This window comes from Rhodanobacter sp. B2A1Ga4 (assembly GCF_018101315.1).
In the GTDB taxonomy this organism is placed as follows: Bacteria; Pseudomonadota; Gammaproteobacteria; order Xanthomonadales; family Rhodanobacteraceae; genus Rhodanobacter; species Rhodanobacter thiooxydans_A.
In genome coordinates, this window is record NZ_JADBJR010000001.1 from 1,699,081 (window position 1) to 1,725,263 (window position 26,183).

General features: G+C 67.2%; 22 protein-coding genes and 2 pseudogenes. 8 read left to right on the forward strand and 16 right to left on the reverse strand.

Annotation, left to right across the window (positions count from 1 at the left end; all coding sequences use genetic code 11):
- Nucleotides 1-9: 9 nt before the first annotated feature.
- From IMW82_RS07970 to IMW82_RS08030, 13 genes are all read right to left on the reverse strand, one after another.
- On the reverse strand, nt 10-1,527 hold the full coding sequence (locus IMW82_RS07970) for a radical SAM protein (RefSeq protein ID WP_211004191.1): 1,518 nt from the start codon (nt 1,525-1,527) through the stop codon (nt 10-12).
- A 25-nt stretch (nt 1,528-1,552) separates the two neighbouring features.
- Nucleotides 1,553-2,236, reverse strand: a complete 684-nt coding sequence (locus IMW82_RS07975) for a class I SAM-dependent methyltransferase (protein WP_108470933.1) — start codon at nt 2,234-2,236, stop codon at nt 1,553-1,555.
- A 20-nt stretch (nt 2,237-2,256) separates the two neighbouring features.
- Nucleotides 2,257-3,477, reverse strand: coding sequence for an amidohydrolase family protein (locus tag IMW82_RS07980; RefSeq protein ID WP_211004192.1), 1,221 nt, complete (start codon nt 3,475-3,477; stop codon nt 2,257-2,259).
- Nucleotides 3,478-3,481: 4 nt separating this feature from the next.
- Nucleotides 3,482-4,366, reverse strand: coding sequence for a class I SAM-dependent methyltransferase (locus IMW82_RS07985; RefSeq protein ID WP_244754178.1), 885 nt, complete (start codon nt 4,364-4,366; stop codon nt 3,482-3,484).
- Between the two features lie 158 nt (nt 4,367-4,524).
- Nucleotides 4,525-5,343, reverse strand: a complete 819-nt coding sequence (locus tag IMW82_RS07990) for a Wzz/FepE/Etk N-terminal domain-containing protein (protein WP_108470936.1) — start codon at nt 5,341-5,343, stop codon at nt 4,525-4,527.
- A gap of 10 nt (nt 5,344-5,353) precedes the next feature.
- Nucleotides 5,354-6,523, reverse strand: a complete 1,170-nt coding sequence (locus tag IMW82_RS07995; RefSeq protein WP_108470937.1) for a hypothetical protein — start codon at nt 6,521-6,523, stop codon at nt 5,354-5,356.
- On the reverse strand, nt 6,520-7,449 hold the full coding sequence (locus IMW82_RS08000) for a glycosyltransferase (RefSeq protein ID WP_211004194.1): 930 nt from the start codon (nt 7,447-7,449) through the stop codon (nt 6,520-6,522). Before IMW82_RS08000 ends, IMW82_RS07995 begins: the two co-directional genes overlap by 4 nt.
- Nucleotides 7,446-8,699, reverse strand: coding sequence for an O-antigen translocase (locus IMW82_RS08005; RefSeq protein WP_108470939.1), 1,254 nt, complete (start codon nt 8,697-8,699; stop codon nt 7,446-7,448). The genes IMW82_RS08000 and IMW82_RS08005 overlap by 4 nt, the downstream gene beginning before the upstream one ends.
- Nucleotides 8,696-9,853: a DegT/DnrJ/EryC1/StrS family aminotransferase gene (locus tag IMW82_RS08010; protein ID WP_108470940.1), complete on the reverse strand. Its 1,158-nt coding sequence runs from the start codon at nt 9,851-9,853 to the stop codon at nt 8,696-8,698. The genes IMW82_RS08005 and IMW82_RS08010 overlap by 4 nt, the downstream gene beginning before the upstream one ends.
- On the reverse strand, nt 9,853-10,785 hold the full coding sequence (locus IMW82_RS08015) for a GNAT family N-acetyltransferase (protein ID WP_108470978.1): 933 nt from the start codon (nt 10,783-10,785) through the stop codon (nt 9,853-9,855). Before IMW82_RS08015 ends, IMW82_RS08010 begins: the two co-directional genes overlap by 1 nt.
- Nucleotides 10,772-11,725, reverse strand: a complete 954-nt coding sequence (locus IMW82_RS08020; protein ID WP_108470979.1) for a hypothetical protein — start codon at nt 11,723-11,725, stop codon at nt 10,772-10,774. Before IMW82_RS08020 ends, IMW82_RS08015 begins: the two co-directional genes overlap by 14 nt.
- A 6-nt stretch (nt 11,726-11,731) precedes the next feature.
- Nucleotides 11,732-12,397 (reverse strand): acetyltransferase, encoded by a 666-nt coding sequence (locus tag IMW82_RS08025; protein WP_108470941.1) that lies wholly within the window; start codon nt 12,395-12,397, stop codon nt 11,732-11,734.
- Complete coding sequence (locus IMW82_RS08030; RefSeq protein WP_108470942.1) at nt 12,382-12,819, reverse strand: FdtA/QdtA family cupin domain-containing protein; 438 nt, start codon at nt 12,817-12,819, stop codon at nt 12,382-12,384. Before IMW82_RS08030 ends, IMW82_RS08025 begins: the two co-directional genes overlap by 16 nt.
- Before the next feature lie 286 nt (nt 12,820-13,105).
- On the opposite strand from IMW82_RS08030, the gene IMW82_RS08035 reads away from it, so the two are divergent.
- The 5 genes from IMW82_RS08035 to IMW82_RS08055 all read left to right on the forward strand — a co-directional run bounded on the left by IMW82_RS08035 (nt 13,106) and on the right by IMW82_RS08055 (nt 18,230).
- Nucleotides 13,106-14,461, forward strand: a complete 1,356-nt coding sequence (locus tag IMW82_RS08035; protein ID WP_108470943.1) for a cytochrome C — start codon at nt 13,106-13,108, stop codon at nt 14,459-14,461.
- Nucleotides 14,462-14,811: 350 nt separating this feature from the next.
- Entirely contained in the window at nt 14,812-15,639 is an 828-nt protein-coding gene (locus tag IMW82_RS08040) for a hypothetical protein (protein ID WP_234411281.1), read from the forward strand.
- A gap of 73 nt (nt 15,640-15,712) precedes the next feature.
- On the forward strand, nt 15,713-16,297 hold the full coding sequence (locus tag IMW82_RS08045) for a sigma-70 family RNA polymerase sigma factor (protein WP_108470945.1): 585 nt from the start codon (nt 15,713-15,715) through the stop codon (nt 16,295-16,297).
- The gene (locus IMW82_RS08050; protein ID WP_108470946.1) at nt 16,294-16,929 is read left to right on the forward strand and encodes a hypothetical protein; all 636 of its coding nucleotides are present in this window, start codon (nt 16,294-16,296) and stop codon (nt 16,927-16,929) included. The genes IMW82_RS08045 and IMW82_RS08050 overlap by 4 nt, the downstream gene beginning before the upstream one ends.
- The gene (locus IMW82_RS08055; protein ID WP_108470947.1) at nt 16,926-18,230 is read left to right on the forward strand and encodes a S8 family serine peptidase; all 1,305 of its coding nucleotides are present in this window, start codon (nt 16,926-16,928) and stop codon (nt 18,228-18,230) included. The genes IMW82_RS08050 and IMW82_RS08055 overlap by 4 nt, the downstream gene beginning before the upstream one ends.
- 374 nt (nt 18,231-18,604) lie before the next feature.
- Here IMW82_RS08055 and IMW82_RS08060 read toward each other — a convergent pair.
- Both IMW82_RS08060 and IMW82_RS08070 read right to left on the reverse strand, forming a co-directional pair.
- A pseudogene (locus IMW82_RS08060) lies at nt 18,605-19,351 on the reverse strand (IS5 family transposase); the annotation flags it as partial.
- A gap of 641 nt (nt 19,352-19,992) precedes the next feature.
- Nucleotides 19,993-20,295: an antibiotic biosynthesis monooxygenase gene (locus IMW82_RS08070; RefSeq protein ID WP_007182542.1), complete on the reverse strand. Its 303-nt coding sequence runs from the start codon at nt 20,293-20,295 to the stop codon at nt 19,993-19,995.
- Between the two features lie 66 nt (nt 20,296-20,361).
- Between IMW82_RS08070 and IMW82_RS08075 the strand changes: the two genes are divergently transcribed.
- The 3 genes and pseudogenes from IMW82_RS08075 to IMW82_RS17820 all read left to right on the forward strand — a co-directional run.
- Nucleotides 20,362-21,375, forward strand: coding sequence for a helix-turn-helix domain-containing protein (locus IMW82_RS08075; RefSeq protein ID WP_211004196.1), 1,014 nt, complete (start codon nt 20,362-20,364; stop codon nt 21,373-21,375).
- Between the two features lie 210 nt (nt 21,376-21,585).
- Nucleotides 21,586-22,725: an alkene reductase gene (locus tag IMW82_RS08080; RefSeq protein ID WP_345777121.1), complete on the forward strand. Its 1,140-nt coding sequence runs from the start codon at nt 21,586-21,588 to the stop codon at nt 22,723-22,725.
- 123 nt (nt 22,726-22,848) lie between these two features.
- A pseudogene (locus IMW82_RS17820) lies at nt 22,849-23,448 on the forward strand (DNA-binding domain-containing protein); the annotation flags it as partial.
- A gap of 80 nt (nt 23,449-23,528) precedes the next feature.
- Here IMW82_RS17820 and IMW82_RS08090 read toward each other — a convergent pair.
- On the reverse strand, nt 23,529-26,180 hold the full coding sequence (locus IMW82_RS08090; RefSeq protein ID WP_211004197.1) for an excinuclease ABC subunit UvrA: 2,652 nt from the start codon (nt 26,178-26,180) through the stop codon (nt 23,529-23,531).
- Nucleotides 26,181-26,183 lie beyond the last annotated feature (3 nt).

Genomic DNA, 26,183 nt, shown 5'->3' on the forward strand with positions numbered 1-26,183 from the left:
CGCACCCGGCTAGAGGCCCGACACCTGCGGCATGCGCAGGCGCACCAGCCGGTTGGCCAGCTCCAGTTCCCACGGCCGGTTGTACCTGCCGTAGCGATAACGCCAATCGGCCATCGCGCTCAGGCTGCGCTTGGCCCAGGGCGGCGAGCGCAGGTCCTGCACGGTGGGGAAGCGGCAACGCAGCACGGTGACGAAATCGTGGATGCGCTGGCGCAGTTTTTCGTCAAGCCAGGGCGCATCGGCATGGCAGGTGTAGTCGACCCAGCGCGGCTGCGCCCACTCCTCCGGCGTGGTCGGAAACACCACCGGTTCGCCGTCGAGACCGAACAGCGGCTTGGCCGGACGCCGCGCGCGGTCCTGCTCGTGCCGGCTGTTTTCCGGCAGCGGCGTGTAGACGTAGATGACGATCTCGGACTGCGGGTTGATCCGCTTCAGCGCGCGGATGAACTCGAAGGTGTGCTCGGTCTCCTCCTCGGTGTTCTCCGGCGGTGCGACCATGAACGACAGCTCGGGGATCACGCCGTGGCGACGGCACAACTCCACCACCGCCATGGTCTGGTCCGGCCGGGTGCCCTTGCGGATTTCCTTGAGCATCTGGCCGTTGGGCGATTCCGCGCCGATGTAGGCCATCCGCAGCCGGCTCTTGCGCACCAGCTTCCACGCCTCTTCCGACAGGTTGAGCAGGGCGTCGGCGCGGGCGAAGCACCACCACGGCATCTCGAACTTCGCCATTACTTCGAGCAGCGGCAGCATGTCCCGTTCGCGATCGAAGAAATTGTTGTCGAAGTACTGCACCGAGTCCGCGCCCAGTTCGTGCTTCAGATAGCTCAGGTCGCGTTCCAGTTGCTCCGCCGCCGGCAGCACGGTGGTGCCGCCGAACATCGCGGCCACGCCGCAGAAGGTGCAGCGGAAGCGGCAACCGATCGACGCCTGGTGCGCCACGGTGCGGCGGCCGAGGTAGGTGCGCGCGAGGTAGCGCCGTGGGTCGCCGAGCTTGTCGTAAGGCAGCACCATGCCGTTGTCGGCCAGCGTGAAACGGCGGTTCGGGTTGTGCACGACCGCGCCGTCTTGCTTCCACGACAGTCCGCCGATCGTCGCCAGCTTCGCCTCCGACCTGCTGCCGAGCGCGGCGATGAGTTCGGGCAGGGTTTCCCCGGCCTGCCCACGCACCGCGTAGTCGACGTAGGGCGCGGCCAGCGCCGCGTCCGGGTTGAGCGTGGGGAAATAGCCGCCCCAGATGATCGGCACCACCGGAAAGCGCTCGCGGATCGCGCGGGAGACAGCGATCGCCGGCGCCAGCTGCGGACCGCCCATGACGCTGACGCCGACCGCACCGAAGGCGCCCTGCTCCAGCGCGCGCAAGGTGTCGTTGACGAAATCGCGGTCGACGTTGCCGTCGACGATCTGGCTGTCGTGGCCGCTGCGCTCCAGCGCGGCCGCCAGGTGCAGCAAGGACAACGGGAAGCGCGCGCTGCGCCGCGAGGTGATGGTCGGGTTGATCAGCAAGGTGCGTGAGGCATGGGTCATGGCAAGAGCCTGCGAATTCGGGAAGTCACGGCCCGCGCCGCAGCCGGAACACCAGCGCCACGGGAACCGCCAGCGCGGTGTGGTCGAAACGCGCACCGGCAGGGACGTCGGCCGGGTCGAGCATCGGTTCCAGCACCTGTTCGATGCGCAGCCCGAGTGCGGCGCAGGCCGCGTGCCAGTGGCTGTACAGGTGCTGCGTGTGCCGCACGGCGTAGTGCTGGCCGTCCGACTTGAAGTCGCGCAGCCAGCCCAGCGCATGCCCGATCGGATGCACGTCGCTGCACAGCAGCGTGCCGCCGGGCCGGGTCACCCGGCACAGCTCGGCCAGCGCGCGCTGCAGGTCGTCGAGATGGCCGACGACCAGGCCGCAGAGGGTCAGGTTCGCCCGCGCATCCGGCACCGGCAGCGCTTCGAGGCTGCCCTGCACCAGGTCGATGTCCGCGCCAGCTTGCCAGGCAGCCAGCTCGACGCCGGCGCGCGCGAGCATCGGCGACGAAAGATCCACGCCGATCACGCGCGCCGCACCACGGCGCAGCGCATGCAGCATGTAGCGTCCGCTGCCGCAGCCGACATCGAGCACGGCCTGCCCATGCAGCGTGGCCGGCATCAGCCCGAGCATGGCGCGCTCCTCCGCCTGCATCACCGGGTTGTGCGCATGCGCGGGGTAACTGGCTGCCCACAAGGCATACGCCTCGGCCGGCAGCAGCATCGGCGGACGCGTCGTCACGGCTAACCGGCCTCCATGGCGAGGTCGTGCGCGCGGTGTGCAGCGGCCAGTTCGAGGCCGGGTTCGAGCGCCACCAGCGCGGCGTCGGCCAGCGGCCTGGCCAGCAGTTTCGGCCTGCCGTCCAGCGTCACCGGCACGGCGTCCATGCCGGCGACATCGAACCATTCGGCGAAATCCGGATCGGCGATGCGCGGCACGCCGTGGCGCACCACCGCCCGGATCCGGCTGCGCTCGATGCCGACCAGGCCGCAGCGCTCGTCGCCGCCGCGGTCCTCGACGATCACCAGATCCGCCAGCGCACCCGGCGCCAGGCTGCCGCCGGAGGGCAGCCGCAGGATGCGCGCGGCCTGGCTGGTGACCAGGCCCAGCAACTGCCCGGCGTCCAGCTCGCCGCGGGCGACGATGCCGCGCATTTCGTCAAGCAGGTCGCGGGCGCCGCTGAGCCGCGAATCGCTGCCCAGCGCGAGCCGGCCCGCTGCGCACAGGCGCCGCGGGTCCAGCGTGCGTCCGAGCAGGTTGCGGTTGCTGGTCGGACACCAGACCACCGCCGCGCCGCGCTCGATCACCCGGTCGACGTCCTGCTCGCGCAGGCCGACGCCGTGGATCAGCACGCTGTTCGCCGCCAGGCATCCCATCTCGTCGAGCCGGGCCAGTTCCGCCTGCGCGATCGCATCGGTGCCTTCGGCCAGATGGATCAGCCACGGCCGGTCGGCGGGCGTGGCGGCGAAGCTCAAGCGCGCCGGCGGGCCGTAATCGGGCCAGCCCAGCGCATAGCTCCAGCCGTAGTCGCGCAACACGGCGACCGGGAAATCCGGCTCGTCGAGCGCCGCATGCCAGGGGTCGTGATGCGCCACGCAGGTGGTGCCGGCAAGCAGGTTCTTCAGCGCCCCGTGGCGCAGCCGCAGCGCCTTCGGCACCTGCAGCGCGGCAATCACCGCCGGCTCCTCGAAGTGCGCCCGGAAGGCGGCGATCCAGGCGTAGCTGTTCGGGAACGGCGCGCGGACTGACAGCGGCGGCACTGTGTTGACGTGCAGATGCTCGTGCGCGTTGATCAGGCCGGGGAAGACCAGATGGTCATGCAGGTCGAGCCGGTACGCCCGCGCCGCCAGCGACGCGCCGATCCGCCCGCCCCGGATCGGCAGCGGCATGCGCGAGCGGCCCGCGGGCGTGACCGAGACGGCCCGGCACAAGCTGACATCCATCGCGGCCTGCAGGAAGTCCATCGACTCAACGCCGTCGCAGCACGATCAGGAAATGGTCGCCCATGTCGCGCAGCAGCGGCAGCGCGCCCAGGCGATCATCGAGCCGGCCGAGACGCTCGCACCAGCGGCGCCGGCGGCGGTAGTAGTCCACCAGGTAGGGCGGCGGCAGGAACAGGCCCAGCGCGCGATAGCCCTGCAGCGAGAACTGCCCGCTGAAGGCACGGTAGAACTCGCGCGGCAGGTAGTAGCAGGTCCAGATCGTGTGGCGGTTCATGCCCACCGCCGTCGCGCCACGCGCGGCGCGCACGCCGGCGCGCTTGAAGCGGCCGCGCAGGGCGTAGTGCCCCAGCTCCCACGGACAGATCCGGCCCATCACCGAAAACACCAGGGTGCCGCCGGGGCGCAGCAGGCGCGCGCATTCGGTGGCGACGGCGCCGAGGTCCGGCACGCAGTTCAGCGGACCGAAGTTCGAATAGATGCCGTCGAACTCGTCGTCGAGCCGGGCCAGTTGCTGGATGCCTAGGTGTGCGACCGTCACGCGCGACTGCATGGCCGCGGCCGCCGCCCGCGCCCGCGTACGTTCGACCATCAGCGGCGACCAGTCGGTGGCGACGACATGGAAGCCGCGCCGCGCAAACTCCAGCGCGTCGATGCCAGTGCCGCAGCCCAGGTCCAGCAGGCGCGCGCCAGGCGGCACGGTGCTGTGCACGGTATCCCACAGGATCAGCCGCATGCGCTGGATCAGCTCGTTGTTGCCGAGGGGCCCGTCGTAGTCGGCGGCGACACTGTCGAAGGCGCGCTGCGTGTCGAGCAGCTGCGCCTCGTCCGGCGGCGGGTGCCGCGGGTGCTGGCGGGCGCTTCCGGCGGGCACGGCGCGGTGCCCGGGTCGCAGCTTGTGCAGTCCACGCATATCGAACGAACTCCGTCCCACCGTGAGGCAGACATCCCTTCACCGCGACATCGCCGACCCCGTCACGGGTCGGCCCCGGCACTTCATGGATCCGCTCCGTGAGTGCGCGCCGGCGCCGGTTTGGTTGAACGGCGCCGGCAGCGGATGCATCGCCGGGTTCAGGTTCCCTGCCGTCGACCGGCCTTCGCCACGGCCGCGCATGCGCCCAGCAGCAGGCCCAGCAGCAGGCCGATGCCCCAGGTCAGTTCGGGATTCGGGAAGGCCTGCTTGTCGGGCACGTAGACCGGCCACATCATCGACGTCGCATAGGTGTAGGTCGGGCCGAGACGTTCCATGAGATCCATCCGCGCCTGCCGCAAGCCGCGGACCTCCTCGTTCTTGTTCGCCAGCAGCAGGCTGGCCAGCACCGCACCCGCGGCATCCTTGCTGCCCGGTGCGGCCGCCCGTTGATAGCGAGCCAGGTCGCCTTCGGCGGTCTGCAGGTCGGCCTCGATGCGGGCGAGTCGCGCGCGCGCCGCCTGCAGCGGCGCCTCTTCCAGGTGCTGGTGGACTGCGGCCAATCGGGTCACCGTCGCCGTGGCCAGTTCGGCGGCCTGCTCGCGGGAGTAGGCCCGCACGCTCAGGCGGATCAGCGGGCCGGCATAGGGCATCGGCTCCAGCTTCAGGCTGTTGCGATAAAGCCTCGCCACGGACGAATCGCGCGCATGGCCGGCGCCTTTCAGGATCTCGTTCTCGAACGGCACCAGCTCCAGCCGCTCGATCACGCGCAACAACGGCTCGACCTTCGGATCCTGGCCCGGCAGCACCTGCCCGACCTGGGCGATCTGGATCCACGCGGTCGCCTGCCACTGGCGTTTCACCAGGTGCGCGAAGGCATAGGTGCCGGCCAGGGTCAGGATCAGCACGCCCGCGAACCAGATCCAGCCGCGGGTGAAGATTCGCCAGAGGTCGATCAGGTAGATTTCGTCTTGTTCCATGGTTGGGCACTCACTGGGGAGAGGACGGAGACACGATCGGCGCAGCGGGCGCGGACATGGGCGCCGGCGCCCGGCGGTTCGGCAGCCAGGCCGCGACAACCTGCATGACCAGGCACAGGCCGATGAAGCCGACGTTCGTCCACGTGTAGGCCTGCGGCGCGAACGGCGCCATCACACAGACGTAGGAAACACGCAGGAAGATCAACAGGGAAAACAGCGACACCGTGGCGCGCAGCCGCGACACGCTCCAGCGCAGCATCACGTACAGCACGACGGCAGCGGCCACCGCGCCGACCGGGCCGAACGCCATCAGGAACGGGAAGAACTCCGTGCCCACGTTGATGGTCGGCGCATCCAGCGGAATACCCGTGCCCGCGGTGGCGACCGAGCCGCTCAGCGGCACGACCTGGTGGATGAGGAAGCTGGAGTTGCTGTAGTGCTTGGCCAGGATCGCGCTGAAGTTGTACGGCCCGGCGGTAGCGTAGAGGAGCAGCCACTTGATGCCTTCCGGTGCCGCGCGATACATCGCGCTGAACGGCAGGGTGAGGTGGTCCAGCGGCCCGGAGCGCAGCATGCCGAGCAGCGAGAACACGCTGACGCCGGCGAAGCCGAGCAAACCGACCGCCTTCCACGGCACGGGCCGGGCCTCGTCCCGGCGCAGCAGGATCACCAGCGCGAACGCGAACACCGCGGCGAACACCCGGTTGCGGTCGATCACCAGGATCGGGAACAGGAAGCCGATGCCGATGAGCGTGTTGCGCAGCCACCGTTTCCTGGCGCACAGCAGCCCGATCGGCGGCAGCACCCAGCAGATGTCCGATACGTGCCGGACGTGCTCGTGCCCATCCTGCATCACGGCGTAGGACGACGGGTTGCTGAACAGCGGGATCGGGAACAGCGCCAGGTCGAGCACGCAGAAAACCGCGATCAGCCCCGCGAAGGCCAGCGCCACGAACGCGTCGCGGGTGCCGACGTAGCTGCGTGCGCGAAAGCGCGAGGCCGGCGGAATCCTGATCTGCGCCTGCACGTCGAACCAGCCGATCGCCGCGGCAACCACCGCCAGCAGCAGCAGGCCCTGCAGATAGTCGACCGGGAGATCGTAGGTGAGCAGGGTCAGCGCGCAAGCCAACAGCAGCGGCAGCGCGAGATAGGCCGACGGCAGACACAGCAAACGTTTCATGCCGCCTCCACGCCATGGCGTCCGGATGCAGGGCGCAGCTTCGACAGCAGCCACAGCCACGACCAGGCGAGCAGATTCTGCGCCAGCGACCACGGCTGCCCCTGCAGGAACGCGATCTTGGCGCCGATGTGGTACGCCTGCGCCCGCAGCAGGGTCCGGTACGGCTCGTCGAACAGGCATGCCCGGCGCAGCGCCACCTGGCGCGACTCGGCGAGGTTGCCGATCCGCGTGGCGGTGTGCCGCGTCCGGCTCAGGTTCGCGCCGTGGATGCGGTAGGCGCAGACGCTGACGTCGATGAAGCCGAGCGCGTCGCGGGCCGCCAGGCGCAGGAACAGGTCCCAGTCCTCGATGCGCAGGCCTTCGCTCCAGCGGTCGACGGTGTCCAGCGCGCTCCGGCGCATCAAGGCCACCGGCCCGCCGATGGCCCAGTGGCTGATGATGGCGCGGCGGATACCGTCGTCGGAGCGGTACAGGCTCTTGCTGCCGCCGCGAAGCAGGCCCATGCCGCTGTCGTGCAGCCGGTTGCCGTGCTGGTCGACCACGACCGAATCGCCGATCACCGCACCCTTGTCCGGATGCGCCAGCAGGTAGCGCACCTGGGCATCGAGACCGCCCGGCAGCAGGTAGTCGTCGCTGGCGCCGGGGCGGAGAAACTCGCCGTTCGCGCGCGCCGCCAGCTCGTTCAGCGTCGCCGCGATGCCGCGGTTCTCCCGCCGCACGTACTCGATCGGGATATCCATGCAATGCGTCGCCACCCAGTCGGCAATCCGCTCGGCGGTGCGGTCGGTCGAGCCATCGTCGATGACGATGAGCTCCTTGGCCGGATACGGATCCTCCAGCACGCTGTCCAGGCAGCGCTGCACGAAACGCTCGTGGTTGAACGCGGGGATCAGCACGGACACCAGCGGCACGTCGTCGCTCATCATCGCAGCCCTCCCAGATAACGCCGGGCCACCAGCAGGTTGAAGACGAGATACAGCAGATAGTTGACCGCGAAGGCATACATCGCGCCGACCAGGCCGTAGCGCGCGGCGAACACGTAGACAAGCACGAGGTAGCTGGCCGCGAACACGCATTCGGAGATGACGAACAGTTTCGTCATCGCCTTGGCCAGCATCAGGTAGGAAAGAACGAAGGAGGCGACCTTGATGACGTCGCCGACCAGTTGCGGGCCATACAGCGCGTTGGCGGGAGCGAACTGCGGCGTGAACAGCAGCCAGGTCACCCATCCGCGCAGCGCATACACCATGGTCGCCACCACGATGACCGCCGGCAGGACGTGGCGGCCGGCGCTGCGCAGCTCGGCCAGCAGCGCCTCGCGGCCGTGCGTCGAGGCCAGCTTGGGCAGGTAGTAGATGTTGATGGCCGCGGTGAAGAACAGCAGATAGGCGTCCGACACCTTGCTGACCGCCTGCCAGTAGCCGACCTGCTCCCAGCCGAATTGCAGCGCGAGATGATCGCGCACGGCGATGTTGACGAGCGGCGGCAGCAGCGCGGAGGTGAGGGTCATCACCGAGAACGTCGCCAGGCGCAAGGTCATCTCGCGGTCGTAGCGCAGCCGCAGCATGCCGCGGCGGAAGTACGAGCTGCGCCACCACGCCGGCAAGGCGATCGCCAGCCACAGCAGCTGGCCCAGCACCAGCGCCAGCAGCGCGCCATACAGATGCAGCCAGCGCGCCAGCCAGATCATCATGACGATGCCAACGAGCGCCCCGCCCGCCTGGATGAAGGCCAGCCGGCGCACGTCCATGAAGCCGTTGACCACCGCGAGGATGTAGTTGAGCAGCGCGATGCCGAGCTGGGCGACGGCGAGCACGCGGATCAGGCCGGCATAGCCCGGGTCGCCCAGCAGCCACGCGGCGAGCTGCCGACTGAGCAGCAACGCCGCGCCGCCCATCAGGCAGGAAGCGCAGAACGCGTACCACAGCGCGGCGGACAGCAGGCGCGACAGCCGGGGCGGATCGTCGCGGTACTCGGCGACGTACTTGACGATGGCCGCGCTGATGCCGCCGCCGGCCAGCACCGCCAGCAGCGACATCAGGCTCATGAACTGGCCGAGCCGGCCAACGCCCTCCGGGCCGGCGAACCACGCCACCAGCTTGATCGCCACCAGCCCGGCGAGCAGCCGCGCGGCGGTCGCGAGGCTGGTGTAGAAACCGGCGCGCACGATGTTCATGCGCCGCCTCCGAACGCGTTGCAGGCATCGATCACCCGCGCCACGTCGTCATCGCCCAGGGTCGGCCCCAGCGGCAGGCTCAACACCTCGTCGCACAGTCGCTCGGTCAGCGGCAGGCAGACACGGCGCAATGCGGGATACGCCGGCTGCCGATGCGCCGGCACCGGGTAATGCACCTGGGCCTGGATGCCCTGCGCACGCAGGTGCCGCTGCAGCGCATCGCGCTCGGCGCAGCGCACCACGAACAGGTGCCAGGCGTGCTGTTCCTCGCGCACCGCGCCGGGCAAGCCGATCCGCGGGTGGCGGATGCCGTCGCGATAGCGATGCGCCACCCGGCGGCGCCAGGCCACGTCCGCATCGAGATACTTCAGCTTCACCCGCAGCAGCGCCGCCTGCATTTCGTCGAGCCGCGAGTTCAGCCCCTGGCAGAGGTGGCGGTATTTCACCTCGGAGCCGTAATTGCGCAGCGCCGCGATGCGCCGTGCCAGCGCCGCGTCGCCGGTCACCACCGCGCCGCCGTCGCCCAGCGCGCCGAGGTTCTTGGCCGGGAAGAAACTGAAGGCCGCCGCGTCGCCGAACGCGCCGGCCCTGCGCCCGTCGCACAGCGCGCCGTGCGCCTGCGCCGCGTCTTCGATCAGCAGCAAGCCGCGCCGCCGGGCCAGCGCCGCCAGCGCCGGCATGTCGGCCAGCTGGCCATACAGATGCACCGCCATGATCGCGCGCGTGCGCGGTCCGATCGCCGCCTCCACGCAGGCCGGGTCGAGGTTGAACGTCGCCGCATCGGGCTCCACCGGCAGCGGCACCAGCCGGTTCTCGCTGATCGCCAGGAAGCTGGCGATGAAGGTGTTGCCGGGCACGATGACCTCGTCGCCCTCGCTGAGGACACCGAGTTCCTTGTAGCCGCGCAGGATCAGCGACAACGCATCCAGGCCGTTGCCCACGCCCACGGCATGGCGCACGCCGCACCAGCCGGCGAACTCCTGCTCGAAGGCGACGAGCTCGTCGCCGAGCACGTACCAGCCCGAATCGATGACGCGTGCCGCAGCGGCCTTCAGCTCGTCGGCGTAACGCGCATTGACTTCCCGCAGGCTCAGGAACGGGACGTCGGCCGGGGCGGCTTCCGTCGGTGCGTTCTTCATCACGTCGAGGCCCATCACAGCGGCCACTCGTAGCAATCGTGCACGATGCCGCGCGCACCGAAGTATTCCTTCTGCGTCACCAGCCCGCTGTTGAGCACCGCCCCGGCCTGCTCGGTGGAAATGCCGAAGGAGAAGTAGTGCCGGTCCGCATACGTGCCGCCGATCAGTTCGGCGAGCAGGAAGCTGAGCGCGTCGAGCTGCCGCCCCTCCTCCGATGCAGCCAGGTACTGGGTGTGCACCACCCGGCCAAGATCGTAGACGAGGGCGCCCGCCAGCAGCACGCCTTCCCGGCGCGCGTCGTGCAGAACGATCTGCCGCGGGAAGCGCGCCTGCAGCAGGCGCAGCTCCTGCAGGCTGTGGGTCGGCGCGACGTGATGCTTGCGCAGCACCTGCGACAGCAGCGCGTGGAACGACGCCGGATCGGCGCCGACGTGCAGGCTGATGCCGGCTCGCCCCGCCCTCCTGACCGCGCGCCGGCGCGGCTCGGTGAACTGGAACGGTTCCTGCAGCGCAATCACCGAGGACAGGTCGCGACGCACCACGCGTGCCCCCATGCGCTGCAGCGCGTAAAGATCCTCCTCGGCCGGGTACGCATGGAACACGTGCGGCACCGCCTTGTAGACGATGCGCTGCGCGCCCAGCGCCCGGTAGAGATCGGCCATCTGCCCGAACACGGCGAGCGTCGCTTCGGCACGCAGGGCATGGCCGCTGATCAGCCCGGCATAGGTGAGTCCGCCATGACTGGTCACCAGCTTGTCGCGGATATCCGCCGGGAACACCGCCACGATCCGGCCTTGGTGCTCGACGACCAGCGAACAGTCGACGAAGCGATCGGCGTGGTAGTCCATGTAGCCGCGCCGGTGCAGCAGGTTGCCGTTCCTGGAGCGCTCGACCAGGGCGTCCCAGGCATCGGCATCGGCGGGAACGTAGCGCCTAACCGCGAGCATCGGCGCCACCGTCGAGGTGCGACACGAGGGCTTCGGCCACGCCGAAGCCGTCCACGCCCATGTCGTTGCCGTTGTAGAACATCAGCAGCTTGTCGCGCTGGCGGATCAGCGCGGGGTAGCAGATGGTCCGCGAGTCCCAGCCGCTGTCGGACAAGCCCAGGCCCAGCGCATCGTCGCGGCGTTCCCAGCGGATGCCGTCGTCGCTGCAGGCCAGGCCGGGAAAGTATTCGCCGCTGAGGTTGCCCCGCGTGAAGTACATGACGTACCCGCCGCCGCGCCGGTACACCCGTGGCCGCCCGATCCGGTACTCGCTGCCGTGTGGCAGCAGGCAGACCTGGTCTTCGTGCGGCATGGCGCGCAGATCGTCGGTCTCCGCGTAACGGATGTGGTAACGCGGAAACGGCTGGCCGCCGATGATTTCCCAGTCGTCGCCCACGGCGTACCACAGCCGCCAGCGGCCGCCTTCATGGATGGCCGAATGCACCGCGCCGATCGTGCTGCGGCCGGGCGCGCGATCCAGGATCGGCGTCTCCTGCACGCGCCGGAAGTGCTCGCCGCCATCGGTCGAAATCGCCAGGCCGGTGAAGGCCAGGAACTTGGCCCTGGCCACGTGCTGGAAGCCGACATAGAACAGGTGCAGGCCGCCCGGCGCGTCGACCACGTCGCCCAGGATCATGCCGTTGTCATCGAAACACCCGCCCCGGCCGACGTCGAGTACCGGTTCGGCGCTGACGCGCACGATCGTGGCCGGGTCGTCCGCGCGCACGTCGACATAACCGATGCGGCTGACGCCATCGCCATCGCGAAAGCCCGCGTAGACGCGGATGCGTTCGTCGTCGATGCGATACGGGGTCGGCGTGAGCGCCGAGTGGCGCATCCAGCCGCCCACGCCATGCCGCGCGGTGTCGAATACCAGCCCTTTCTTCCTCCACGCGGCCATGGCCATTCAAAGCTTCACGTCGAAGCTGGACTTGTCGGGCACGGCGCGCGCCGGCGAACCGACGTAGATCCGGCCCGGCTCGGTATCGCGTGTCACCAGCGCGCCGGAGCCGATCACGTTGTCGGGCGCCACCTTCACGTGGTCGTTGAAGGTAGTGTTCACGCCGACGAAGCTGCCGGCGCCGATCTCGCAGTAGCCCGACACGACCGCGTGCGAGGCGATGAACACGTTGTCGTGCACGACCGTGCGGTGCCCCACGTGGTTGCCGCTCCACAGGATGCAGTTGTTGCCGATGCGCACGAAAGGCTGGATCACGTTGCCTTCGAAGATGAAGCTGTTCTCGCCCACTTCGGCATTGCGCCACACGAACGCACGCGTGCTGACATAGGTGGCGAACCGGTAGCCCCGGCGTTTCAGCTCCTGGTAAAGGCGCGTGCGCAGCCGGTTGAGTTGGCTGGCGGGGATCGCGACAAACACGTCCACCTCGCCCGGCGGGTAGTCCGCTTCGAGTGTTTCGAAGGCCACCACGGGACGCCCTGCCAGCGTCGGCTGCACCAGGTAGTCGCGCTCGACACTGAAGGCCGCCACGTCGTAGTCGCTGTCGTGCTCGAAGTACTCGCAGGCGATCTGCGCAAACTCGCCGGCGCCGATCAGGACTAGCGGCCTTGCCATGCCGTCGCCCCCTCCAGCTGCATGACGCCGCTCACCTCGCGCAGGAACTGGTCGTAGTCGGTGATGTAGTCGTCTGGATCGAACGGGTGGTCGGCCAGCACCATCAGCACGCAGTCGTCGCTGAAGTCGTAGAGCTCTCGCCACACCATGCTGCCGAGCAGCAGGCCCTGGGCGGGATCGTCGAGCACGATCTCCGCCACGCCGCTGCCGTCATCCAGCAGGAAAGTGACCGAGCCGCGCACCGCCACCGCCAGCTGGCTGAGATGGCGGTGCGCGTGCCGGCCGCGATGCACGCCGTTCTTCGTGGCGAAGATGTAGTACACGCGCCGGATCGCGAAGGGCACGTTGCCGTCCTGTTCCAGCGCGACGAGCATGCCGCGGCTGTCGCCATGTTTGTGCAACTGGATGCGTTGGATTTCCATGGGTCGGACCCGGCTGCAAATCATGGGATGGCGACTTACAGGCTTGAGTGCCGCCCGACTGGACAAAGGTTGCGCCGGGCAGCAGGCGGCGGATCGCCGGCGCCGCACGGCCTGCCCCCGGGTCAGGCGCAATCGCCGGCGCGCCCAGGCGCCGCGCGCAACCTTTGGTGGCCCGGCCGGCACTTACCCGCAGCCTGCAGCGGTCTGCCGGTACGGCCGGGGCAGCATCGCTGGCCGGCGCGTGGCCCGCGCATCGCCGCATCCGATCAGGACCCAAGGAGAACCCATGTTGCCTTTTCCGACCCGATCCGAAACCGGCCGCCGCGGGAGCCTCCTGTGGCACGGCCTGGCGATCCTGCTGCTGTTCGCCAGCAACGCCGTCCATGCAGTTCCCTCGTTTGCCCGGCAGACCGGCTACGTCTGCGCGGTCTGCCACTCCAGCGCCTTTGGCGGCGGCGACAACGGGCCGGGGCTGACGCCGGTCGGCATGCGTTTCAAGCTCAACGGCTACACCGACGCGAACATCAGCGACGCGCTGCCGGTGGCCGCGCAACTCGTGGCGGCCCGCACCAACCCCGCGCGTGGCGACAGCAAGAGCCGACTGACCGAAGCCGACATCTACCTGGCCGGGCGACTGACTGACCACGTGGGCAGCTTCGTCAAGATCGAGACCGACAACATCGGCAACGGCAAATACAACACCAGGCTGAGCAACCTCGATCTGCGCTTCGTGGCCAAGGCGCTCAAGCTGGGCGGCAAGGATCTGACGCTCGGCGTGAGCGTCAACAACAACCCGGGGTTCAACGACCCCCTCGCCGTGCTGCCAGCCGCTTCGACCCTGGGTCCACCCGGCGTCACCGGGACCCTGCTGAACCTGTCCAGCCCCGGCGCACCGGCCAACCGCGTCATCGGCGCCACGGTCTACGCCCTGTACGACTCGGACTGGTACGGCGAAGTCGGCACCTACAACTCGTTGCAGACGTCCGTGCAGGATCGGCTGGGTTATTCGGTCGGGGGCGATCCGGGCAAGTTCAGCGACACCGGATACTTCCGCTTCGCCTACATGAAGGAGTTCAAGGCCCAGTTCGTCTCGGCCGGCGTGGTGGGTCTGACCACCCGGCGCCAGCGGCCCCGTCTGGGGCCCGCCGACGACATCACCGACCTGGGTTACGACCTCACCTACCAGTACCTGGGCAACCGGCAGAACATCCTGCAGCTCAGCTACGTGAACATCTTCGAGAAGCGCGATTACGGCAGCACGCCTGCCAGTCCCATTGTTCCGGGCCTGCTCGCGCTGCCGCAGGGCTCAGCCCGCGACCAGATCGCCACCGCCATCTACACCTTCAGGCAAAGCTACGGCATCGCGCTGTCCCGCATGGTCAGCACCGGGTCGCGCGACCCCGCCCGCTACATTCCCTACGGCAATCCCGATACCACCAGCAACCTGATCAGCGTGTTCTGGGTACCGTTCGGCAAGACATCCTTCAACTCCCTGGCCAATCTGAGGATCTACGCCACCTGGTTCCGTTTCAGCCGCTTCAACGGCGCGCGCACCAACATCTTCGGCGCGCCGCCCGGGGCGCCGATGACCAACGCCAGGGACCTGAACGCCTTCACGATCTCCGTGAGCGCGGCATTCTGAAGGCGCGCAAGGGCATTGCCGCGTGGCCCGCCCCGTTCACCGGACACCCGCGGGGCTGGCCGCCTTGTACGCGCGGACGCCGGCGCCGTTCCCGCAGCCGGCCGACGATGCCCGTGCCACGTCCGGGCATCGTCCCTTGAGAGAGGACACCCCTTTCCGCGCAGATTCGGCTATAACGCGTGCATGCCTTCCGTGGTGCGGCCATGCCATGGGGCGCAGCCGTACTCGACCGATCGAACAATGACGCGATGTGGCTTACCTGTCCCGCGGTCAAGGCCTCTGGCGCACGTCGCCGCGACGGCGCGTGCCCACGGCACGGTGCCCGTGCGTTCGAGCCCCAGGTAGATTCGATGGCGGCACGTGGCCCACGCTGCGCAGGCATCGTGCCGCACCGGGCCCGGCCCTTCCACCTCGACGTCGGCACCCGCGGCCGCTGCCTTGCCCGCATGGGGCTGGGGCTGCTTGCCGTGGCGATGGCCGCCGCGTATCCCGCCCGGCTGCACGCGCAGTCGACCAGGGTGGCCGGTACGGTCGCACTCGGTTCGCAGCTGGCCGACCGCGGCCTGGCGATCACGCCGGCCACGCCCACCCTTCAGGTGGCTGCCTCGTGGATCTCGTCGACAGGCTGGTCGGTGAGCCTGTCCGGAAGTGCCGAAGTCCGTACGCCGGGGCGCATCGTCCAGACCCTGCTCCAGGGGTCGCGCCACTGGTCGCTTTCCGGCGACTGGCAGATGCAGGCCAGCGTGCTCTACTACCGCTATTCCGGCGACGCCCGCTCGACCGCCTACGACCGCGGCGAAGCCGGGATCAACTGGCTGTACCGGGACATCCTGACGTTCGGCCTGTCGGCCAGCCGCAGCATCGGCTCCGCGGATCGGCGCACGCGGGCCGCCGCCGATCTCGATTTCCACTGGCCGTTGACGGAACATGCCTTCGTTTCCGCCGGAGCGGGCGTCGCCCACGTCCCACCCGCGCGGTACAGCCACTACGGCCAATATGGGCATTACCGGCCCCACGATGGCGAAGGCTTCTACCGCTACGGCCACGTCGGGCTGATGTGGGTCGATGGCGCATGGCGGCTGGAACTCGATCGCGTCATGACGGACCTGGGATCGCGATGGTCGACGCGGGACATGGCCGCGCAGCCCTGGGTCGCCACGCTCTCGCGGTCCTTCTGATCCACCGGCAACCTTTGCCGGCCGAAACGGTACTCACGCATGGACCGACCGCGTTCCGACCACCCACGAAGCCATGAACGACGCTGATACCGACGCTGACGCCACCGATCGCATGCTGCTCCAGCGCATGTCGATGGGCGACCGTACCGCGTTGGCGGTGCTCTACCGCGGCTACCACGGCAGGTTGTGCCGCTTCCTGTCCCGACTGACGCGGCGTCCCGACGTCATCGAGGAGGTCATCAACGACTGTTTCTGGATCGCCTGGCAGAAGGCGGACAATTTCCACGGCGACTCGCGCGTTTCCACCTGGATCATGGGCATTGCCTACCGCTGCGGACTCAAGGCACTGCGCCAGCATGGCGACGAACCCGTCGCCGACGACGCGCTGGGGCAGGATCGCATCCCCGCCCACGACCCGGGCGAAGACCGCGAACTGCGCGACTGGCTGAGCAAGGGTCTCGGCTGCCTGTCGGTGGACCAGCGGGTCGTGATCGAGCTGGTCTACGGCGTGGGGCATTCCCTGGATGACGTGGCCGCCATCATGCAATGCCCCGTGGGCACGGTGAAGGCGCGGCTGTTCCACGCGCGCGTGAAACTGCGTAACGTACTTCCCTCCCTGGCTGGAGACTCGCCGATACGCAAGGAGGGCGCGCCATGATGTTCCAGACGAGTTCCGGTCGCGACTGCGCCCGCGCCTGGGAAGCCATGCCCTGGGTGCTGCAGGGCAGTGCCCCGCGGGAGCAGGGCGAAGCGCTGATGGGCCACCTGGTGCACTGCGAAGCGTGCCGCGCCGAGTTTGCGCAGCAGAGCCGCCTGCAACTGGCGCTGTCGCTGCCCTCCGATATCCCTCTCGACGCCAACGTCGGGCTGAAACACTTGCTGGGCCGCCTCGACGCGCCGGCTCCGCTGGAGGCGCCGTTTCGTTCACGCACGGCAAGCCGGCTGACGCGCGCCCTGGCCGCCGTCGTGCTGATCCAGGCCATCGGCATCGGGGCATTGGGCACGAAGCTGTGGTCGGAAGGCGGTCGCCCGTACTACCGCACCCTCAGCGAGTCGCCCCGGCCGGCCACCCCGGGTTCGATCCGCGTCGTGCCTGATGCGGCCATGAAGCTGGCCGACTGGGACGCGCTGCTGCACGCCCTCGGCCTGCAGGTGGTGGATGGCCCCAACGACGTCGGCGCCTATACCGTCGTACCGCGAAGCACCACCACGACGGAGCAGCAGGTGCTGCAGCAGTTGCGCGCCACTCACGGCATCCGCCTGGCGGAGCCCGTCGCCACCACGCCATGAAGCATGGCGCCATCGTATTCGCTGCGGCGATGGCCCTGAGTGCCTGTGCGCACCTGCGGCCCGCAGCGCCGGCCGATGCCCCCGCCGAACCGCACCGTTCATCCGTGGCCAGCGCATCCGCCATGGACAGCCAGCGCGACATCGTGCTGGCCGTCGCCAACCCGCTGGCCCCTCCCGCCACGCATGCCGGTTCCAGCGTGCTGGGCTATGTCCCGTCCGCAAACTATGGAGTCGGCCAGCGGGCAGCATCGACGCTGGCGGCGCTGAAGAGAACCTACGGCTGGCAGGAGGTCACCGGCTGGCCGGTCAAGGCGCTCGACCTGTACTGCATCGTGCTGACGCCGGCCCCCGGCATGCCCCGCGCCGCCCTGCTCAAGGCACTTGCGGCAGACGCCCGGGTGCGGCTTGCCCAGCCACTGCAGGATTATTCCGTTTACGCCGATCCACCACGGCAGGGTGCCCACCACTACAACGATCCCTATGCCGACTTGCAGCGCGGCTTCGTCGAAACCGATGCGGCACTCGCGCACAACTTCAGCCAGGGAGCCGAGGTCGATGTCGCGATCGTCGATACCGGCGCCGACCTGACCCACCCCGACCTGCGCGGACGCATTCGCGACACCACCAACCTGGTCGACGCGGATCGCGCGGCGTTCGACCGCGACAATCATGGCACCGAGGTCGCCGGCGTCATCGCCGCCGACGCCAACAACCACCAGGGCATCGTGGGGATGGCGCCCAAGGCCCGGCTCAGCATCTACAAGGCATGCTGGTATCCGCCCTCGCCCGGCGCCGGCGCCCGCTGCAACACCTTCACCCTGGCCAAGGCCCTGGCGGCGATCATCGACACCGATACCCGCATCATCAACCTGAGCCTGGGCGGCCCGGCCGATCCGCTGCTCGACCAGCTGCTTGCGCGGCTGCTGGAGCAGGGCCGCATCGTGATCACGGCCCTGCCGCCGGACGGCAACGCCGCCGGCTTTCCCGACAGTGCGCCGGGAGTCATCGTCGTGCGCAGCAGCAACGCATCGAGAGCGCCGCCGGGGGTGCTGAGCGCACCCGGCAACGACATCCTGACCACCCAGCCGGGCGGCGGCTACGACTTCACCTCCGGGTCGTCCATGGCCGCCGCGCACGTGAGCGGCATCGTCGCCCTGCTGCTCTCCATGGCGCCCGGGCTGGATGCGCGTTCGGTGCACGACTTGCTGCTGCAAAGCAGCCGGCTTTCCGACGGCACGCTGCAGGTGAACGCCGCGTCAGCCGTGGCGCGCCTGCGCAGCAAAGAGAAGGCCGCCCCCTGACGGAAACGGCCCGCCAGAGGCGGGCCGTCAGGGAAAGGCGACAAGCGTCGGAGGGTGTTCCTCAGAACGGTTGTGCACACATAGGTGTGCTCCCAAGGACGCCGGACTGCGCCCCAACCATCTGATCTTGTTGACATTCTCTTGGCAAGGGCCTACTCCTTGATCGACTAGTTGGCCGCTACTTGTAGAGAACGCAGCCGCAGCGAACGATTTTAGCGTGTTTTCTCACCACTTCCTGCCAGCCCTTCAGAACGACTCTAGCAGGCTGTTGAGAAACACCCCGCGATTGCCGTTTCGATAGCTCCTGTCGATTGTTCCGGCGAGGGTTCAGCGTCGATCTTGGCGCCAAACGCGGACTCCGGGCGCACCTTTCCTCAGGTCGGCGACGGCGACCACCAGCCACCGATACCACCCAGTCGAATCAGGTTGTACGCCGCAAAGGTCCAGGTGGTGAACGCGCGCACTCGGCGCAGACCGACATGGCGCAGTTTGCGCAATCCACCGAACGTCTTTGCCCATCCGAATCCTTGTTCGATGCGTTTGCGGACTTGCTGGCTGATCGCATAACCCTTGCTGCGCGCGATGTGCTCATCGACAGCACTGCGCCGGCCTGAGGTGTTGCGGGCGATATGTGGCTGGACGCCACGTGCCTTCAGTGAGTCCACGAAATCCTGAGTGTCGTACCCCTTGTCGGCGCCGAGCGTCGCGCCGTTGCCGATCCCGGCCTCGACGAGCATGGCCAACGCCGCCTCTCGCTCGGAGGTGCCGGTGGCATGACGGACGTCGACCGCCACGATGAGTCCGTTGCGATTCTCCATCAGCGTGCTGGCCTGATAGCTGAGCATGGCTTCCTTGCCTTTCCCCTTGCGCATCAGGCGAGCGTCCGGATCGGTGGTGGACGCATGCGTGTCGTTGCTGCGCGGCCGCCCGCGGAAGTCGTCGCCTCGACCATCGTCGTCGCCATCCTTGGGGCGGAAGCTTTTGTGCGAGGCCCAGGCCTCCAGCAGCGTGCCATCCACGGAAAAGTGCTCGTCGCTCACCAATTCGTTGACACGGGCTAGCAGCACGGTGTGCTGGAAGAAGTGCTGAGCGATCTCGGCATCGAACAGGCGATCGCGGTTGATCGGGGCTGCGCATTCGCTTGCGGGGCGCGGTCAATTGAGGTCGTCTATGACAACGGATCTCGCAGGGAATTTCTCAACAGCCTGGTAGTTTTGGCCGTTTGCTGCGAGAAAGGCGCCAGGAACAGGAGCTCACGCTGACCGCCTTGGCGAAGGAACTGAATGTCACAAAGTCGTACCTCAGCATGCTGGAAAGTGGTCGGCGACAACCTGCGGATGACCAGTTCGAAGCCATCGGAAACGCGCTTCAGATACCAGCCGACGTCCTCCGCGTGGCGACGGGCCGCCTGCCACCCGATGTCGCCACCGTCGTGCCCGAGAGAGCCGAAACCATCGTGTCAGCGATCCGGCGTGAGGACGCAAGTGCACGACTGACGTTTGCCAGAGAGTTGTCTGTCGAGTTTCAGGAGGTCGTCCTGAAGGCTGCAGCACGACCTGGCCCATCGGATGACATCCAACCGTTTCCGGAGGGCCTCCGCGCTGGGAAGAACTCCCAGGCGTATCGTGCGCACAGCTACCATACCAAAGTCCCACCCGAGGCTATTGAGAAACTCATTCGCCATCACACGAATGAGGGGTCGCACGTAGGGCTGTGTCACCCCCATCCTGCAGCGTGACCTGATTGGGTCAAGGCCGAGTTGTCATGCAGGAAGTTTGGCTGCAAGAAGTTCGACCTTCTCGATATTGGGCGGAGAACTGAGCAAGGTCGCTGCGTTGGCCATCAAGGCCGCGGCGATCTGGCCGTTCAGATGTGCCTGGCGACCTGCCTCATCGGCAAAGGCATCGAACACACCAAACGTCGAAGGGCCAAACTTCAATGCGAACCAGGCCGTGGTGCCAGACTCGGCATTGGCGAGCGGCAGTGCGCTGGCCAGGAAGTCGGCAAGCGCAGCCTCCTGGCCGGGTTTAGCTTCGAGGCGAACAAACAGGGCGAGCTTGGTCATGCTGTATTCCTTTGGGTAAATGGAAAAGTGGGTGAAGGGATCGACGAGACTGCAGTCTAAGTCTTCATGAAAGACATCTCTATTGTCAATAATGACAACATTGATATCATTGCTGTCATGAAACTCCACCTCCTTGTTTGTGATGGCGTGTTTGATCTGGGGCTTGCGGCACTCACTGACACAGTGGGCTTAGCCAATGCGATGGCGGGCTCGCTGCCACAGGCTCCCGCGCACATAGAGCTCACGCTGGTGGGCGTGCGGCGTCGCATCCGAACTGCGCAAGGCTTGACGGTCCCCGTGGTCACTGCGCATGGTGTGCCCGAACCAGACGTCGTGCTCGTGCCAGCGTTTGGCGACAAGATGCCTGACACGCTCTCGGCTCGACTCACACGCCCCGATGTGCCCGACGCGGTCGCGGCGCTACAGCAGTGGTCCACCCTTGGCGCGCACCTTGGTGCCGCTTGCTCCGGTAGTTTCTTGCTTGCAGAGAGTGGCCTGCTTGATGGGCATCGTGCGACGACGTCATGGTGGCTGGGGCCGATGTTTCGGCAGCGCTATCCGAACGTCACGCTGGACGAGTCACGCATGATCGTGAACTCGACACGCTTCACCACCGCGGGTGCCGCTTTGGCCCACGTCGACTTGGCCTTGCGCATCATCCGAGGGCGCAGTCCGGCGCTGGCGGCCCTGGTGGCACGCTATCTGCTGGTCGAGACACGCAGTTCGCAAGCCGAGTTCGTGATTCCCGACCACCTTGCGCATGCCGACCCGATGGTGGAGCGCTTCGAGTGCTGGGCCAGACGTCGGCTCGCGCAGGGGTTCTCGCTGGCCGAGGCGGCAAGCGCCGCGGGCACAAGCGAGCGCACCTTGGCGCGGCGGCTGCAAAGCGTTTTGGGAAAGACACCGCTGTCGTATTTCCAGGACCTGCGCGTGGAGCATGCCGTCCATCTCTTGCGCACCGGGAACGCCAGCGTCGACCAAGTCGCCGCACAGGTCGGGTACTCGGATGGGGTGACCCTGCGGGCCCTGTTGCGCCGTAAGCTGGGCCGGGGTGTCAGGGAGTTGCGACGCGGTGGATGACCAAAGGCGTTTGGTGCATGTACGGATGGAGACAGCCGCGAAACTGTCGGAAGCAAAGGCTTACCCACTTGCGTCTACTACATCGTGCGTTGGGTGCAAAAGCACCAGCCGTGCCAAAATAGTCTTCAGTGACCTTTCAAAGGTCAGAGTATTGGGAATACTGTTAGCTTTACCACTGTTTTCTGTTCACTAATCTGGGTTTTCATCCACATGCTATTCAATCCACTTCAAGTAGGCACCCTCACCCTGCCCAACCGTATCCTTCTGGCACCGCTGACCCGCACCCGTGCCGACGCTGGCCACATGCCCAACGCACTGATGGCCGAGTACTACAGCCAGCGAGCCACCGGCGGCCTGCTGATTTCCGAATGCACCATGGTGGCGCCCGGTACATCGGCCTTCGTCAATGAGCCTGGCATCTACAACGACGCGCAGATTGCAGCCTGGAGGCAGGTGACCGACGCGGTGCACGCCAAGGGCGGACGCATCTTCATGCAGATCTGGCACGCTGGCCGCGCAGCCTACCCTGGCGCTGCCGATGGCGCCCCCATTGTCTCCAGCAGCGCCACCGCTATTGAGGGTGAGATCCACACGCCCCAAGGCAAGGTGCCGCACGCGGTGCCCCGCCCCCTGACCGTCGAAGAGATTCCCGGCATCGTGGCTGCGTTTGCTCAAGGCGCACGCAACGCCATTTCCGCCGGCTTTGATGGTGTGGAAGTACACGGCGCCAACGGCTACCTGATTGACCAGTTTCTGCGCGACACGCCCAACCAGCGCACCGATGCTTACGGCGGATCGCTGGAAAACCGTGCACGTTTGCTGTTCGAGGTACTCACTGCCGTGACCCAGGCGATCGGTTCCGAACGTGTGGGTCTGCGCCTGTCGCCCCTCAACAGCTTCAACAGCATGAAAGACAGCGACCCGCTGGCCCTCATCGGCTTCGTGGCCGATAGGCTCAATGCCTTCAAGCTAGCCTACCTGCACGTGATGCGCGCCGATTTCTTCGGCGTGCAGAAGGCCGATGTCATGCCCGTAGCGCGTGAAAAGTACAAGGGTGTGTTGGTGGGCAATATGGGTTACAGCGCTGATGAGGCAGAGGCAGCTATTGCCGAAGGTAAGCTTGACGCTGTGGCCTTTGGCACCGCCTTCCTGGCTAATCCGGACCTGCCCGCACGCATCAGGGCCAAGGCACCGCTGAACGCGCCTGACTCCAACACGTTCTATGCGGGGGGGCCAGGGGATATACAGACTACCCAGCACTGCAGGTCGCGTAAATCACCGCCCCAGAAGACCGAAGAAACGAGCCACTTTATACCCAAGGCTCTGCCCTTCGATCTTGCGAAGCTGTGAATCGATGGCGTCTACCGAGTGTTGTGCGCCATCACGATCTTTAATTGATAAGTTGCCTCGGTTTGCTTCGCCGCCCGCCGAACTCGTACATCGTCTCCGGCTCAGGTAGTGCCGAGGCCGATTTGGGAGGGCGACAGCACCACCATCGTTTCACCGCCCGCAGCCCAGCCCGTGCCCGACGTCATGGAGGATTTGCTCGCGATGGTGGGCTTGGGTGATTCGGCCGGCGTTGGCCAGGATGCCGAGGAGTTCCTCCACACCCCCGCGCCAGCAACAGCCGCGACGTCCATTCCATCGCCTGCACCCGCGCCTACGCCTGGGCCATCGGCAACGAAGCCATCCGGGGAACAGTTCATGGTTTGGCTGAAGCAGGGAATCGCCTCACGACGGTTCATCATCAACGACGCGAAGGCACTCGTGCATACGGTGAATGACACGGCCTACCTGGTCAGCCCGGGTGTGTTCCAACGCTATGCGCAGGAGCATCCCGAAGTGGCCGCACTCGCCAAGCAGGAGAATCAACAGGATTGGCAGTGGGTGCAGAAGCGCTTCGAGAAGCTGCAGCTACATCGAAAGCAGCCAAGGACTGAACACTTGGACCTGTGAAGTCACGGGCCCGAGGAAGTCCCGCCGACTGCATGGCTACCTCCTCGAGATGGGTCCTTGGCACTCGCCGAAATACAGCCCAACAACCCCTATCTTGCTCTGACTCAGGAAGGATGACGCGATACGGGCACTGATCGCCACCGTCGTGTGGCGATGATCAATGCCCCGCGAAAATTGGCAACATTTGGCGAACTGAGCTACTCGGCCCGCGCCAACTCCTGTGCAAGGAACGGAGCGGTTCTGCTGCCAGACGTTCGGGCCACCTGCTGAGGGGAGCCCGCCACCACGATGCTGCCGCCGGCAGCGCCTGCACCAGGCCCCACGTCGATCACCCAATCGGCCTGGGCCACCGCGCGCATATCGTGTTCGATCATGACTACGGTATTGCCGGCATCGACCAGGCGCTGCAACTGCACCAGCAGCCGGTCGGCGTCCGACGCATGCAGCCCGGTAGTCGGCTCGTCGAGCACGTACAGGCTTCGGCCGCGCTGGCTGCGCTGAAGCTCGGTCGCCAGCTTGATACGCTGCGCCTCGCCACCGGAAAGCTCGGTGGCCGGTTGTCCCAGGCGCAGGTAGCCCAGTCCGATATCGTGCAGCAGTTGCAGTGGCCTTGCCACAGGGTCTTCAGCCGCGAAGAATTCGCGGGCTTCGTCCACGGTCATCTGCAGCACCTCGGCGATGTTGCGCCCGTTCCATTGCACCTTTAGCGTGGCCTCGTTGTAGCGTGCGCCATGGCAGGTCGGGCACGGCGCGTACACGCTGGGCATGAACAGCAGTTCCACGCTGACGAAGCCCTCGCCCTCGCAGGTCTCGCAGCGCCCCTTGGCGACGTTGAACGAGAACCGTCCGGCATCGTAGCGGCGGCGTCGCGCATCGGGCGTGGCAGCGAACAGCTTGCGCACATGGTCGAACAGACCCGTGTAGGTGGCCAGGTTCGACCGCGGCGTGCGCCCGATCGGTTTCTGGTCCACCTGCACCAGACGCTGTATCGCGTCCACGTCGCCCGCCAGATGGCCGCCGGTCGCTTCGATCACTGCCGGCCCTTCGCTCGTGGCGCTTTCGGCTACATCGTCTTCCGGCTCGTGGCCCAGATGCAGCAGCACCAGCTCCGGCAGGGCCTGCGCGACGAGGCTGGACTTGCCCGAGCCGGAGATGCCGGTGACGGCGGTCAAAACGCCCAGCGGAATGCGCGCATTCACGCCATGCAAGTTGTGGCGGTGAATGTCCTGCAGCTCAAGCCAGCCGGTCGCTTCCCGTGCCCGGCTTCCCGGCGCGGGGATCTCATCGAACAGGTAGCGTGCAGTACGCGATTCGGCAATCTTGCGCAGGCCATCCGGCTCACCGCTGTAGAGCACGCGGCCGCCACGCTCCCCAGCGTCCGGCCCGACATCCACGAGCCATTGCGCGCGGCGCATCAGGTCCAAGTCGTGCTCCACCACGAACACCGAGTTGCCGGCGTCGCGCAGCCGGTCGAGTGCGTCGTACAGGGCTTGGCTATCGGATGGGTGCAGGCCCGCTGAAGGCTCGTCGAGCACGTACACGACACCGAACAGCAGGGAACTCAATTGCGTGGCCAGCCGCAGGCGCTGCAACTCGCCGGCAGAAAGCGTCGGCGTGGCCCGGTCCAGCGTCAGGTAGCCCAGGCCAAGCCCACGCAGTTGGCGCAGGCGTGCCATCACGCCACCGGCCAGGCGCTGCGCGGCGAGGCGCTTTTCTTCTGATAGCGCCGAGGTGCGGCGCACGTCCGGCGATACCGCATGGACGGCGCGACCGGAGGCCGCGCGTTCGGCACGGTCGCGTCGGGTCGCTTTCTTGTCCGTAGCCGCCCCCGCTGCATGGGCGCGGAAATCGCCCTGGGCGATGGGTTCGAGCAAGGCCGCCAACTGGTCCAGCGGCATCTGCATGAATGCGCCGATGTCCACGCCGGCGAAGGTGACCGACAGCGCCTCGGACTTGAGCCGCTTGCCGTGGCAGGTGGGGCACGGTTTGCCCTCCATGAACCGGGACACGCGCTTTCTCATCAGCGCGCTCTGGGTGTTGGCAAAGGTGTGCAGCACATACCGCCGGGCGCCCGTGAAGGTGCCCATGTAGCTCGGCTCCATCTTGCGCTTGAGCGCGGCGCGGGTTTCGGCGGGCGTGAAGCCGGCGTAAACCGGCACCGTCGGTGTTTCCTCGGTGAACAGGATCCAGTCGCGATCCTTCTTCGGCAGGTCCTTCCACGGTCGGTCAACGTCGTAGCCCATGCTGACCAGGATGTCGCGCAGGTTCTGGCCTTGCCAGGCGGGGGGCCAGGAGGCGATCGCCCGCTCGCGGATGCTCAGGGAGGGATTGGGCACCATCATGGCCTCAGTCACCTCGTACACATGGCCCAGGCCGTGGCAGGTCGGGCACGCTCCTTGCGGCGTGTTGGGCGAAAAATCCTCGGCGTACAGCATGGGCTGGTTGGCTGGGTAGGCGCCGGCGCGCGAATACATCATCCGTACCAGGCTGGACAAGGTGGTCACACTGCCCACAGAAGAACGCGCGTTGCTGGAGCCCCGCTGCTGTTGCAGCGCCACCGCCGGCGGCAGGCCGTCGATCGCATCGACGTCCGGCACGCCGGCCTGGTCGATCAGTCGCCGCGCATAGGGGGCCACCGACTCGAAGTATCGCCGCTGGGCCTCCGCATAGATGGTGCCAAAGGCCAGCGAGGACTTGCCGGAGCCGGAAACGCCGGAGAACACCACCAGTGCGTTACGCGGGATGGAAAGGTCCACCTCTTTGAGGTTGTTCTCGCGCGCGCCGCGCACTTCCACCATGCCGCTGGCCGCAGCGGTACAAGAGGATTCACCGAAAGAATTGTTTGGCATGTT